Origin of the sequence: Xanthomonas albilineans (assembly GCF_002939705.1) — a bacterium.
GTDB lineage: Bacteria > Pseudomonadota > Gammaproteobacteria > Xanthomonadales > Xanthomonadaceae > Xanthomonas_A > Xanthomonas_A albilineans.
On record NZ_MDCB01000019.1, the window covers coordinates 15,356 to 28,307 of the forward strand.

Annotated in this window: 10 protein-coding genes; 3 read left to right on the plus strand and 7 right to left on the minus strand. The window is 62.1% G+C overall.

The features are described 5' to 3' along the window. Positions 1–139: 139 nt before the first annotated feature. From XalbCFBP2523_RS14075 to XalbCFBP2523_RS14100, 6 genes are all read right to left on the minus strand, one after another. Positions 140–991: an ABC transporter permease subunit gene (locus tag XalbCFBP2523_RS14075; protein WP_045766005.1), complete on the minus strand. Its 852-nt coding sequence runs from the start codon at positions 989–991 to the stop codon at positions 140–142. After that, positions 988–1,953, minus strand: a complete 966-nt coding sequence (locus XalbCFBP2523_RS14080; RefSeq protein ID WP_045766006.1) for an ABC transporter permease subunit — start codon at positions 1,951–1,953, stop codon at positions 988–990. The genes XalbCFBP2523_RS14075 and XalbCFBP2523_RS14080 overlap by 4 nt, the downstream gene beginning before the upstream one ends. Then, on the minus strand, positions 1,950–3,104 hold the full coding sequence (locus XalbCFBP2523_RS14085; protein ID WP_045766007.1) for an ABC transporter ATP-binding protein: 1,155 nt from the start codon (positions 3,102–3,104) through the stop codon (positions 1,950–1,952). Before XalbCFBP2523_RS14085 ends, XalbCFBP2523_RS14080 begins: the two co-directional genes overlap by 4 nt. A gap of 366 nt (positions 3,105–3,470) precedes the next feature. Further along, positions 3,471–4,604 carry a polyamine ABC transporter substrate-binding protein gene (locus XalbCFBP2523_RS14090; protein WP_045766008.1) on the minus strand — a complete coding sequence of 378 codons (1,134 nt, stop codon included), beginning with the start codon at positions 4,602–4,604 and terminating at the stop codon, positions 3,471–3,473. Positions 4,605–4,879: 275 nt separating this feature from the next. Further along, positions 4,880–6,262: a glutamine synthetase family protein gene (locus tag XalbCFBP2523_RS14095; RefSeq protein ID WP_045766009.1), complete on the minus strand. Its 1,383-nt coding sequence runs from the start codon at positions 6,260–6,262 to the stop codon at positions 4,880–4,882. 4 nt (positions 6,263–6,266) lie between these two features. After that, positions 6,267–7,025 (minus strand): gamma-glutamyl-gamma-aminobutyrate hydrolase family protein, encoded by a 759-nt coding sequence (locus tag XalbCFBP2523_RS14100; RefSeq protein WP_012916578.1) that lies wholly within the window; start codon positions 7,023–7,025, stop codon positions 6,267–6,269. A gap of 230 nt (positions 7,026–7,255) precedes the next feature. On the opposite strand from XalbCFBP2523_RS14100, the gene XalbCFBP2523_RS14105 reads away from it, so the two are divergent. The 3 genes from XalbCFBP2523_RS14105 (at position 7,256) to XalbCFBP2523_RS14115 (ending at position 11,742) form a co-directional block, all read left to right on the plus strand. Further along, positions 7,256–8,623, plus strand: a complete 1,368-nt coding sequence (locus XalbCFBP2523_RS14105) for a glutamine synthetase family protein (protein WP_012916579.1) — start codon at positions 7,256–7,258, stop codon at positions 8,621–8,623. Between the two features lie 94 nt (positions 8,624–8,717). Beyond that, a complete protein-coding gene (locus tag XalbCFBP2523_RS14110) occupies positions 8,718–10,040 on the plus strand; it encodes an NAD(P)/FAD-dependent oxidoreductase (protein ID WP_045760861.1) in 1,323 nt (440 codons plus the stop codon). Between the two features lie 328 nt (positions 10,041–10,368). Continuing rightward, positions 10,369–11,742, plus strand: a complete 1,374-nt coding sequence (locus tag XalbCFBP2523_RS14115) for a diguanylate cyclase (protein WP_104629981.1) — start codon at positions 10,369–10,371, stop codon at positions 11,740–11,742. Here the strand turns inward: XalbCFBP2523_RS14115 and XalbCFBP2523_RS14120 are convergent. Then, a complete protein-coding gene (locus XalbCFBP2523_RS14120) occupies positions 11,681–12,934 on the minus strand; it encodes an MFS transporter (RefSeq protein WP_230595934.1) in 1,254 nt (417 codons plus the stop codon). The two genes, XalbCFBP2523_RS14115 and XalbCFBP2523_RS14120, sit on opposite strands and share 62 nt — an antisense overlap. Positions 12,935–12,952: the final 18 nt, after the last annotated feature.

A 12,952-nucleotide genomic window follows, 5' to 3' on the forward strand; every position in this document is an offset into this window, starting at 1 on the left:
GCAATGGCTCATGAAAAAATGATGCCAAGCTTAGCGCGACGCAGGTTGCGGGCGTGTCGTGGTCATGTGGCGGCGTGCGGCGACACGCGGCCGTAACGCAAGCGCGTCAGACAGGCGATCATCACACGCACTAGCCGGCCTACCGCAGTGGCAGTTGCATGTCGCGCCGACACCGCTTCTCGCTGCGCGCCATCCACCAACCGCCGACGCAGGCGATAAGCGATACCAGCAGCACCATCAGCGTTGCCAAGGCATTGATCTTGGGCGTCAGGCCCATCCGCACCGACGAGAACACGATCATCGGCAAAGTGGTCGTGTCCGGGCCGGCGAGAAAGTTGGCAACCACCACGTCGTCCAGCGACAGGGTGAACGCCAGCAGCCAGCCCGCCACCAGCGCCGGTGCGATGATCGGCACGGTAATCAGGCAAAACACCGTAGGCCGATTGGCGCCCAGGTCCATCGCCGCCTCCTCCAACGCGTGGTCCAATGCCTGCAGACGCGAAGACACCACCACCGTGACGAAGGACAGGGTGAAGGTGACGTGCGCGACCCATATCGCAATGACACCCTTGGGCGCGACACCGATCACCCCACCGATCGACACCAGCAGCAGTAGGATCGACAGACCAATCATCACTTCCGGCATGACCAGCGGTGCGGTCACCAACGCCGCGAACAGGCGCTTGCCAGGAAAGCGCCGCAAGCGGGTCAGCGCCAGCGCCGCAAGCGTACCGAGCACCAGCGACGCGGTCGCGGTGCATAACGCGACCTTGAGGCTGATCCACGCCGCGCGCAGAATCTGCCGGTCACGCAGCAACGCGCCATACCAGCGCGTGGAAAACCCGGCCCAGACCGTCGCCAGCTTGGAGGCATTGAACGAATACGCCATCAGCAGCAGGATCGGCAGATACAAAAAGGCGAAGCCGGCCCCGAGCACGGCCCAGTGCAGCGCAATCCCCGCCCGTCTGCGCAGCAGGGATGCGCCCCTCATGCCGGACCACCGTCGAGCTGGCGCTGCTGTTGACGATGAAAGATCAGGAGCGGCAGCATGAGCAACGCCAGCAGCGCGATCGCCAGCGCCGACGCCATGGGCCAATCACGATTATTGAAAAACGTCCCCCACAGCACTCGGCCGATCATCAGCGTGTCCGCTCCACCCAGCATTTCCGGAATGACGAATTCGCCCACCGCCGGAATCATCACCAACATGCAGCCAGCGATGATGCCCGGCCGCGACATCGGCAGGGTGACGGCGAGGAACGCCTTCCACGGCGGCGCCCCCAGGTCGTAGGCGGCCTCGAGCAGACGCTGGTCGCGCTTGACCAGGGTCGCGTACAGCGGCAGCACCATGAACGGCAGATAGCAATACACGATGCCGATGTAGGCGGCGAGCGGCGTGTACAAGATGTGCAACGGCGCATCGATCAGCCCTAGTCCCAACAACATGCGGTTGAGCAGGCCGTTGCTGTCGAGAATGCCGATCCAGGCGTAGACGCGGATCAAGAACGAGATACACGATGGCAGCACCACCAGCATCATTGCCATGTTGCGCGCCGACACCGACAGGCGGGTGATCGCATAGGCCAACGGATAACCGATCAAAAGGGTGAGGACGGTGGAGATCCCGGCGATCTTGAGCGAGCCCCAGTAAGCCTGGATGTACTGATGATCGCGCAACAACGCCAGATAATTCTGCAAGGTCAGGATCAAGGTCCGTACGCCGTCGCGGTCATCCAGCAACGGGCTATACGGTGGACTGCGGATCGCCTGCTCGGCGAAGGAGATACGCAGCACGATCAGGAACGGGATCGCGAGGAACAGCAACATCCACAGGTATGGCGCAGCGATCACCGCCCAGCGCGCATCAGGCAGACGCCGCCCCAGCCGCGTGCGCAGCATCCGCCATGACGCAGACAACGCGGCGGACACGCCCGCAGCGACGGGCATGCTCATGCGCGCAGCACCACGCCATCGTGCTCGCCCCACCGCAGCCAAACCGTATCGCCCCGGCTCAGGCTCTGACTCTGGCTGGCATAACGCTGCTGGTTGGTGACGTTGGCCATCAGCGTAAAGCCGCCAGGCAAGCGCACGTGGTAGACCGAATGGCTACCGAAATAAGTGATGTCCTCGATCGTGCCAAGAGCCTTGTTATGCGTCTGGGCCGGCGCCTGCTTGCCAATGCGCAGTTTCTCCGGACGGACCGCGAAAAACACCGGCTGTCCGGCACAACCAGGGAGGCCATGACCGACGATGATGCGATCGGGGAACATCGTGCTGTGCAAGCACGTGCCATCTGGTTCGTCTGCGTCGATGGTGGCGTCGATCAGGTTGACCGAGCCGATGAACTCGGCGGCGAAGCGATTGGCCGGTTGCTCGTAGATTGCTTGCGGTGTGCCGATCTGGCGGATAACGCCCGCATCCATCAGCGCAATGCGCGTGGCCATGGTGATCGCCTCCTCCTGGTCATGGGTGACCATCACGCAGGTGACAGCGGAGGCCTGGATGATCGCGCCCAACTCCAATTGCATCTGTGCGCGCAGTTGCTTGTCCAGCGCCGCCATCGGTTCGTCCAGCAGCAACAGCTTTGGCCGCTTGGCCAACGCGCGTGCCAGCGCCACGCGCTGCTGCTGCCCACCGGAGAGCTGGTGCGGCTTACGCTTGCCCAAGGTCTGCAGCCGCACCAGTTCCAGCATCTCGCCGACGCGGGCAACGATGGCGGTACGTGACAGGCCATCGAGCTTCAGGCCGAATGCGATGTTCTGCTCCACCGTCATGTGCGGAAACAGTGCATAGGACTGAAACATCATGTTGAGCGGGCGCTGATATGGCGGCAGGCCATCCAGCAGCTGACCGTCGAGCACGATGCGGCCACGGCTGGGCTGTTCGAACCCGCCCAGACAGCGCAGCAACGTGGACTTGCCGCTGCCGGAACCGCCGAGCAAGGCGAAGATCTCGCCCTTGCCGATATCCAGATCGATCGCGTCCAGCGCAACGACACCATCGAAGTCCTTGCACACACCCGCAATGGACAGATAACCACTGCCCTTGGTCGGCGGCATGCGCGGCTCCAGCAGGGGTTGGGGTCTGACTTCGCTCAACGCCATCGGTTGTTGCTCATGAAAACGCCATCGAGATATGTCGCCGATGATGCTGACGAGCGCAGCACACTAGCTCTCAGTGTAGCCGCGGTTGCCATCTCGACGATACCGCAGCAGCGCTCTCATTTCGACAGCGGCATCACCGCTACACAGCCTGACCTGACCCCGGACATTACGGCGCGCGTCAACAAATCTGCATGCACGTGCACTATAACCTTACAGCACAGATGCCTGTGCCGCACATCCAGCGCGTCGATCAACGACCTCGCAGCAGCGCGCGATGGCCACTGTACGGGGCGCGCATGACTCAGCTTCTACCGCGCACCCGCGTGGCTCGCGATCGTGACCACTGAAGGCGCTGACGCCCGCGGTTCAACGGCCGGTCTTGATCTGCGTCCACAAGCGGGTGTACAGCTTGTCCACCTCGGGCGGGTTGATCGCATAGGTGAACATCTTCGCTGCCACCGCCGGCGGTGGATAGATAGTCGGATCATTACGGATCGCCGGGTTCACCAGTGGTGTCGCCTTCGGTACCGGATTGGCGTAATGGATGACATTGGTATTGGCCGCAGCCACTTCCGGTGTCAGCAGGTCATTGATGAAGGCATAAGCGTTCTGCGGATGTTTGGCGTCCTTGGGGATGGCTAACATGTCGAACCACTGCGGTGCGCCCTCCTTCGGAATCGAATAGGCCAGGTGCACACCGTTCTTGGCTTCCTCGGCGCGATCACGCGCCTGGATGATGTCACCGGACCACCCCACCACCAGGCAGGTACTACCGTTAGCCAGGGAGGTCACATACTGTGAGGAGTGGAAGTTCTGCACGTACGGGCGGATGCGTTTGAGCAACGCGGCGGCCTGCTCGATCTTGGCCGCATCGGTGGTATGCGGATCCTCACCCAGATAATGCAGCGCAATCGGGATCAAGTCCGCGGGCGTGTCCAACAAGGTCACGCCGCAGTCTTTGAGCCTGGCTAGGTTACCCGGCTTGAATACCAGATCCCAACTATTGGCGACGTCGGTGCTGCCGAAGGCCGCCTTGACCTTGTCGACGTTGTAACCGATGCCGGTGGTACCGATCATGTATGGCACGCCATAGGTGTTGCCCGGGTCCTGCTGCGCGATGCGCTGCATGATCTGTGGGTCGAGGTTGGCAAGATTGGGGATCTTGCGCTTGTCAAGCGGCAGGAACAGGCCGGCCTGGATTTGCCGGCCGAAGAAATTCAACGTCGGCACCACCACATCGTAGCCGCTGCCGCCAGCCAACAGTTTGGCTTCCACCATCTCGTCACTGTCGAACACATCATAGGTGACCTGGATGCCGGTCTTTTTTTCAAAATCGGGAATGGTGCTCTCAGCGATGTAGTCCGAGTAGTTGTAAACATTCAGCACCTTTGCTGCGTCCGCGCCCGGCTCGCGACCCTCGCTACCGCCGAATCCCTCGCAAGAGGCCAGCAACGTCACCGAAAAGGAAAGCACGCAAAGAATGCGCCGCCGCAGGGTCATGACATGTCTCCTCGGGTCCATGGAAAAATCGTGAAGCATCAGGCCGGACGCGACACACACCAGACGGACGGCATCCCAGCGCACCAAGACTAGCCAGACTCAGGCTATTTGCCCAGCACCTGCGCGGCGCCCTGCGTGGCAATAGCGGCAGATGCGTTCGACCTGCGTCAAGTCACTGCGCCGAGGAATGTACACACCAATCGCGCTCATGATCGATTTATCGATGAAGACGACCACCCATCATGCGCTAGCCGATGCGAGCCACACTGCGCGACTCACACGTTCAACAACAAAAACTCCCGCTCCCAGGAACTGATTACCCGGAAAAACGTCTCGTATTCTTTACGCTTGACCGAAATGTACGCCCGCACGAACCTTGGCCCCAATAATTCCCGCAGCGGTTCACAATGCTCCAAGCCATCCAACGCCTCGCCGAGCGAGCGTGGCAGTTGGTAACCGGTTGCCTGTCCACTGCCGGTAGTCGGTGCGGTCGGCTCCAACTGCTCGCGTATACCCAACAACCCGCAGGCCAGTGTCGCCGCCATCGCCAGGTATGGATTGGCATCGGAACCGGCGAAACGACTTTCCACACGCATGTTTTCGACAGTGTCAATCGGCACACGCAGGCCACAGGTGCGGTTATCGAATCCCCACAGTACATTGCTGGGCGATACCTCGCCGAACATCAGACGACGGTAGGAATTGACATTGGGTGCCAAGAACGCCATCGCCATCGGCACGTACTTCTGCAGGCCTGCCAGATAATGCGCAAAGGTACGACTGTACTCGCCGGTACGACGGCCACTGAAGACGTTCTTGCCGTGTTTGTCCAACAGGCTCTGGAGGATGTGCATCGCACTGCCCGGCTCGTTCTCCATCGGCTTGGCCAGGAACGTGGCGTAGACGCCATGGCGCAATGCAGCCTCGCGCATGGTGCGCTTGAACAGGAACACCTGGTCCGCCCGCGACAACGCATCGTCGTGGGTGAAGTTGACTTCCAACTGCGCCGCACCGGATTCATGGATCAAGGTGTCCACGTCCAGTTCCATCGCATCGCAGTAGTCGTACATCAGATCCAGGATCGGGTCGAACTCGTTGACCGCATCGATCGAGTACGACTGCCGCGCTGTTTCCGGACGACCGGAGCGACCCGCCGGCGGCAACAGCGGGAAATCCGGGTCGGTGTTCTTCTGTACCAGGAAGAATTCCAACTCCGGCGCCACCACCGGCTTGCAGCCGATCGACGCATATGCCGCGAGCACGCCGCGCAGCACGTTGCGCGGTGCTAGATCGTGCGGCAGTCCATCCTTGGTGTAGCAGTCATGGATGACCTGTGCGGTGGGATCGGTCGCCCACGGCACCATGCGTACCGTGTCCGGATCCGGACGCAACTGCATGTCCGAATCCGAGGGCGAGATCAGTTCGTCGTAATCGTCAGGATAATCGCCGGTGACAGTGGTGGCGAAAATGCCTTCGGGCAACCGCGTACCGTAATCGTGCGAAAATTTGGCGGCAGGAATGATCTTGCCGCGCGCATTGCCGGTGATGTCCGGCACCAGGCATTCGACCTCGGTGATGTGGCGCTCCTTTAGCCAGCGCCGCAGCGAGCTTTCCTGCTGTTCGGAGGTGTGCTTGCGCGCGCGCGATCGGCTAGTCATTGGATCAGTCCTTACTGCGGGTGGCCGCATAGTGGCGACACGCGTCGCCGAAAAATTGGAAGATGCCGAGATAGAACGCATCGTCAAGGACACGCCATTCCGGGTGCCACTGCACACCCAACAGGAATCCGGGGCCTACACCGCGAAACGCTTCGATCAGGCCATCTGGCGCCAGCGCCTCGACAATCAGATCGCCGCCGAGCCGAGCCACGCCCTGGCCATGCAGGGAGTTGACACGCGCCCGCGCACCACCGGCGATCTCCTCAAGCCAGCCCCCTTCGCTGAAGGTCACCTCATGCGCCGACGCGAACTGCGTCTCCAGCGGCAACTGCGGGTTCTCGCGGTGATCCAACAGCCCGGGCTGCGCATGCACTTTCTGGTGCAAGGTACCTCCCAGCGCCACGTTGACTTCCTGAAAACCACGGCAGATGGCCAAAATTGGCAGCCCCATGGAGATCGCCTGCGGGATAAGATCCAGCATGTTCGCATCCCGTACCGGGTCATGCGGATTGCCAGGCCAGCTAGGCTCGTCGCTGTAATGATGTGGCTCGATGTTACTGACTGCGCCAGTCAGCAACAGCCCGTCGAGCCGCGACAGCCACGCACGTGCATCGATCGGCGGCTGTAGCAAAGGCAGCAGTAATGGGGTCACACCCGCACCGTCAATGGCGGCGCGAGCGTATTTTTCCCCGGCGGCCATAAACGATTGCTGGCCAATAAGCTTGCAGTCGGTCGGCAAACCGACCAGAGGCGATACAGCCATGCGAAAAACTCGTGTGGCGTCGCTGCAAGTTACAGTGCACGTTATATTTTTACAACACAATACAACAGGCGCGTGCGACTTCCGCGCGCCTCACGCAAGGCCGGGAAATCAATAATGTGACCCATGGCAGCCATGGCAGCACATGCACTCGGATCGACCGCCACGCATTCTTGACGCCACGGCGCTCTGTTAGGCTTACCGGGTTACCACAGTCCGCCGCGATAACCTGCATGCACGACACTCCGCTGCTGCCCCCGGACGATGCCCATACCCTGCAACGCATCAACGACTGCGCGCAGATCGATCTGCTGCTCCCGGACTGCAATGGCCTGCTACGCGGCAAGCGTATTACCCGCGACGCGCTGGAAAAGGTCTACCGCAACGGGGTGTGCCTGCCGATGTCGCTGATCGCCACCGATATCACGGGGAACACGGTGGAAGAAACCGGCCTTGGCTACGCCATCGGCGACGAGGACCGATTGTGCTTTCCGATACCCGGTACTTTGCGGCCGGTACCATGGGCGCCAGTGCCCTCGGCGCAACTGCTGCTGGCAATGCAGGACGCGGGCAACGCACTCGATTTCGCCCCGCGCCAGGTCTTGGCGCAAGTGCTGACACGATTACAGACGCTTGGGCTGACTGCAGTGATCGCGGTGGAACTGGAGTTCTACCTGTTCGATCCATGCGCAGACGCGCACGGACGCCCGCAGCCACCGCCGCAACCGCACAGTGGGCGGCGCAACGACAGTACGCAGGTCTATTCGATGCAGGACCTGGACGAGCAGCGCGAGTTCATCGACGCGGTGGCAAAGGCCTGCCAAGCGCAGGGTATTCCGGCCGACACTGCGGTCGCCGAGTACGCCCCCGGCCAATTCGAGATCAACCTCACACATCGCACCGACGCGCTGGCGGCCTGCGACGATGCAGTCCTGCTCAAGCGCGCGATCAAGGCGATCGCGCAGCAACACGGGCTACTCGCCAGCTTCATGGCCAAGCCATTGGCAGGGCAATCCGGCAGTGGTCTGCATCTGCACGTGAGCCTGCTCGATGCTGCAGGCCACAATGTCTTCGCCTGCACACCACAGGCCCCGGCCGCGGCGCTACGGCACGCCATCGGCGGGCTGCAACACAGCGCCGAGGATTGCTTGCTGCTGTTCGCCCCACACGCGAACAGCTATCGCCGGTTCGTTGCCAATGCCTTCGTGCCACTCAACGATAGCTGGGGCTTCAACAATCGCACCGTGGCGATGCGGATACCGCATAGCGACCCAGCCAACATCCGTATCGAACACCGCATCGCCGGTGCCGACGCCAACCCCTATCTGGTCGCCGCCGCCGTGCTGGCCGGCATCGAATACGGCTTGCAGCACCACATCGATCCGGGACCGCCGACCCAAGGCAATGCCTACGTGCAGAGCGCGCCGCGCCACCCCCACTGGCGTAGCGCAATCGCACGTTTCCTGGCCAGCGACTTCGTCACCGAACGCTTCGGTACGCGGTTCCGCCACATCTACGGCCAGCAAAAGCACCGCGAGATGCTGGATTTCCATGCGCAGGTAAGCGACGTGGACTATCGCTGGTACCTGCGAACAGTATGAGGAACCGGGATGATCCAGGAACGGCCACACGCAGCAACCAGACCACAACCCTTCGGAACGCGATCGATATGACGTTTATGCGTCGTCAGCTCGCATGACCCGAACCGCCCTGCCCCCGCTGCACCGGGACACGGGTGCCGAGCCGTCCCCAGGTCCCGGCTCCTGGTACCTCGACAGCGCGACGCCCCTGCCTGAGCAGCCCACCCTGCGCGGGCAGATACGGGCGGACGTGTGCATTCTCGGCGCAGGCTACACCGGTCTAAATGCAGCGCTGACGCTGGCCGAGGCCGGGTATCAGGTCGCAGTCGTGGAAGCACAGCGGGTGGGCTGGGGCGCGTCCGGGCGCAATGGCGGCCAGGCCATCGTCGGCTACGGCTGCGAGCAACACACGCTGGAAGCACTGCTCGGCCAGAACGATGCGCGCCTGCTGTTCGATTTCTCCCGCGATGGCATGCGCCTGCTGCGCGAGCGGATCCGACGCCATGCCATCGCCTGCGATTGGCGCGACGGCCATGCTCACGTGGCAATCACGTCGCGCCACGAGCGTGCGCTGCGCGCCAGCATCGTCGCGATGGCGCAACGTTACGATTACCCACTGCAATGGTGGGACCGGCAACAACTGCAGGCGCAGCTACGCAGTCCGCGCTATTGCGGAGCGATGTACGACCAGGCCAGTGGCCACCTGCACCCACTGGAATATGCCCGTGGCCTGGCGCGCGCGGCACTGACCGCCGGCGTGCGCATCTACGAGCAGAGCCCGGTGACTACACTGATCCGCGGCGAGCGGCCGATCTTGCGTAGCGCGCACGGCGAGGTCCAAGGCGATTTCGCCATCCTCGCCGGCAATGCCTGGTTGCAAGGCATCGCCCCGGAACTGGAAACGCGCATCATGCCCGTAGGCACTTACATCGGTGCCAGCGCGCCGCTCGGCGCGGAACTGGCGCACGAGCTGATCGGCAATGACATGGCCGTGGCCGACGTGAACCTGGCATTGGACTACTTTCGTCTCAGCCGCGACCACCGCCTGCTGTTCGGTGGCGGCGCAAGCTATTCGGCGCTACCGCCACCAGGCCTGCGCGGGTTCATGACCCAACGCATGCGCAAGGTGTTCCCGCAACTGAACAAGGTGCAACTGGATTACGTCTGGGGAGGCTACGTCGACATCACACGCAACCGCGCGCCCCATTGGGGCCGCCTGACCCCGAACATCTACTTCGCTCAGGGCTTCTGCGGCCATGGCGTAGCCGCGACCGGTCTAGCCGGGGAGGTCATCGCCCTGGCGATCGCCGGGCAGTCGCAGCGCCTGGATGTGTTCGCCCGGATCCCGCACCGCCCTTTTCCGGGCGGACGCCTGTTGCGTACCCCGCTGCTGGCGGCGGCGATGTCTTGGTACAAACTACGCGACGCGCTGTGGTGAGACCCAGCTGTGCGGACTCACCTATATCGGCCCAGAACATGCGATCTGATGTGAAGTGAATGCGAAGCCGATAGAGCAGGTCGAGGCGAGGTCTGTTCTGCCGCTGGGGCCCGGACAAGCAGCCAACGTGTATCCCAGCCCGATTAGCCGTCAAAAGCATGGCGTTGGGGCCCGGCGTTTTGCCTTGGCGCCAGCGCATCATTCGCAACACTGACGCCAGATGTACCTGACTATCGAAGCGAATCACACGCTCTAAAGTTGTCGCGGATACGGCCGTTAAATCGGTTCCACACAGAAAACGTCACTCTGCGAGGCTTACATGCCGCACATGTTGTCGGCCTCTACCATCATAAACGATCGCGTTAGCGGTTCAGAGAAGCAGCGCATCTTGCTGGTAGAGAATTCGCGTTCCTTCACCGACCTGCTACGCGCGGCGATCGAGCAACGCGTTGAGGTGCAGGTTACTGTCGTGTCTACGCTGGCCGAGGCGGGTAGCGCGCTGGACGATGGCGGCCCCTGGTTTCTGGTGCTCACCGGGCTGGTGCTCGCAGACGGCAACCACGACAGCGTGGTGGACTTCTTCGTCGCCCGCGGCGTGCCAACCGTCGTGGTCAGCGGCGTGTACGACGAAGGGCTGCGCAAACGCATCCTGACCCAGCAGATCATCGATTTTGTACTGAAGAACGCACCAAGCACCATCGACTATCTGGCCTGGTTGGTGCAGCGACTGGTGCGCAATCGCCGCATCGCCGCGCTAGTGGTGGACGATTCGGCGTCGGCACGGGCTTATGCGGCGTCCCTGCTGGCCATGTATGGCTACCAGGTCGTAGAAGCGGCCGACGGTGCCGCCGGGCTGAAGGCGGTGGAAGCCAATCCTTCAATCCGCCTGGCGGTGGTGGACCAGGAAATGCCAGGGATGGAGGGCGTGGAATTCACCCGCCGGCTGCGCGCCCTGCGCGCGCGCGACAAGCTGGCGGTCATTGGTCTCTCCGGCACCAGCGACGCATCATTGGTTCCGCGCTTCCTCAAAAACGGCGCCAACGACTTCCTGCGCAAACCGTTTTCGCGCGAAGAGTTCTTCTGCCGGGTCTCGCAGAACGTGGACCAACTGGAACTGATCGGCACCCTGCAGGATCTGGCGACCCGCGATTTCCTCACCGGCCTGCCCAATCGCCGGCATTTTCTGGAGCAAAGCCAACGCGTGTTGCCGCAATGTCTTACCGACCAGCAATCGGTCAGCGTGGCAATGCTCGATCTGGATCACTTCAAGCACGTCAACGACACCCTGGGCCACGACGCCGGCGATGAAGCGCTGCGTGCGGTCGCCTCGGTGCTGACCGCGTACGCACGGCCGCAAGACCTGATCGCACGTTTTGGCGGTGAAGAATTCTGCATGCTGGTGCCCGGTCTCGATGAGGCGGCCACCACCGATTACTTCGAAAAACTACGCGCGCGCATCGCCGAACTCCAGGTGAACGTCGGCGAAAAAACGCTACGCCTTACCATCAGCATCGGCGTCTGCAGCAGCCAGATTCAAAATCAGGCTCTGCATCCGTTTCTGATCGAAGCGGACAAGTACCTCTATCTGGCCAAAGCCGCTGGCCGCAACCGAGTCGAACACGCCCCGCACGGACAAGCATTCAACGGCGGAGCAGAGGCATCGCCAGCAATGTCAACAAGGTCAGCAGTGCAGCAGCACTGATGTAATAGCCTACCCACGGCAGGCCGTAGTGCGAGGCCAACCATGACGCCGCATACGGCGCGGGCGCGGCACCAAGAATACCGGCCAGGTTGAACGACAGCGACGCGCCGGTATAGCGCACCGGAGGCGGATACAGTTCGGCCAGCAAGGTACCGCATGGACCGTAACTCAGGCCGATGCAAAAAAATCCCAGCGACAGAAATCCAAGCACTTGCCAGGGCTGGCCGCCATGGAACAACGGCGCGAACAGCAGACCGAACAGCACGATGGCGACACTGGCCACGATCATCGCCAAGCGCGTTCCGCGGCGTTCGCCAAACCACGCCGACAGCGGGATGGCGACGGCGAAACACACGATGCCGAACATCTGCAACAACAGGAATTGTTCACGACTGTAATGTAACGTCGTGGTGCCATAGCCAAGCGCGAACACCGTCATCAGGTAGAACAGGACGAAGGTCGCCAGCAACGCCAGCATGCCCATGAGCATCGCCACGACATGCTGCGACAGCACGGTCAGCATGGGCAAGCGCACCCGTTCGTTACGATCCAGCGTCCGCTGGAAATCCGGTGTCTCATGGATGCGCAGACGTACCCACAGCCCGATAACGACCAACAGCCCGCTGGCCAGAAACGGGATCCGCCAGCCCCAGCGCATGAATTGCGTCTCGTCCAGCAGCGCACCCAGCAGCAGAAAAATACCCGAGCACAACATGAAACCCAGCGGCGCGCCCAACTGCGGAAACATGCCATACCAGGCACGTTTGCCCGGCGGCGCGTTCTCCGTGGCCAGCAACACGGCCCCACCCCACTCGCCGCCCAGCCCCAGCCCCTGACCGAACCGGCACAGTACCAGCAACGCTGGCGCCCACACTCCGATATGGGCCTGGCTGGGCAACAGACCGATCAGCACCGTCGACAATCCCATGGTCAACAGCGCCGCCACCAAGGTTGCCTTGCGTCCAATCCGGTCGCCAAAATGACCGAATAGCGCCGACCCCAGTGGACGCGCGACGAACGCCACCGCAAAGGTCGCCAACGATTGCAATCGCGCTGCATCGTGATCGCCATCGCGGAAAAATAGCGCTGGAAACACCAGCACGGCAGCGGTGGCATAGATGTAAAAGTCGAAGAACTCGATGGTGGTGCCGACCAGACTGGCCAACAACACACGACGTGGAGAGTTACGCATGGGAAGAAAATGGGGCAT

Coding starts and splice junctions, on each gene's coding strand:
- XalbCFBP2523_RS14075 (WP_045766005.1), bottom strand. CDS start 991: ATGAGGGGCGCATCCCTGCTGCGCAGACGGGCGGGGATTGCGCTGCAC.
- XalbCFBP2523_RS14080 (WP_045766006.1), bottom strand. CDS start 1,953: ATGAGCATGCCCGTCGCTGCGGGCGTGTCCGCCGCGTTGTCTGCGTCA.
- XalbCFBP2523_RS14085 (WP_045766007.1), bottom strand. CDS start 3,104: ATGGCGTTGAGCGAAGTCAGACCCCAACCCCTGCTGGAGCCGCGCATG.
- XalbCFBP2523_RS14090 (WP_045766008.1), bottom strand. CDS start 4,604: ATGACCCTGCGGCGGCGCATTCTTTGCGTGCTTTCCTTTTCGGTGACG.
- XalbCFBP2523_RS14095 (WP_045766009.1), bottom strand. CDS start 6,262: ATGACTAGCCGATCGCGCGCGCGCAAGCACACCTCCGAACAGCAGGAA.
- XalbCFBP2523_RS14100 (WP_012916578.1), bottom strand. CDS start 7,025: ATGGCTGTATCGCCTCTGGTCGGTTTGCCGACCGACTGCAAGCTTATT.
- XalbCFBP2523_RS14105 (WP_012916579.1), top strand. CDS start 7,256: ATGCACGACACTCCGCTGCTGCCCCCGGACGATGCCCATACCCTGCAA.
- XalbCFBP2523_RS14110 (WP_045760861.1), top strand. CDS start 8,718: ATGACCCGAACCGCCCTGCCCCCGCTGCACCGGGACACGGGTGCCGAG.
- XalbCFBP2523_RS14115 (WP_104629981.1), top strand. CDS start 10,369: ATGTTGTCGGCCTCTACCATCATAAACGATCGCGTTAGCGGTTCAGAG.
- XalbCFBP2523_RS14120 (WP_230595934.1), bottom strand. CDS start 12,934: ATGCGTAACTCTCCACGTCGTGTGTTGTTGGCCAGTCTGGTCGGCACC.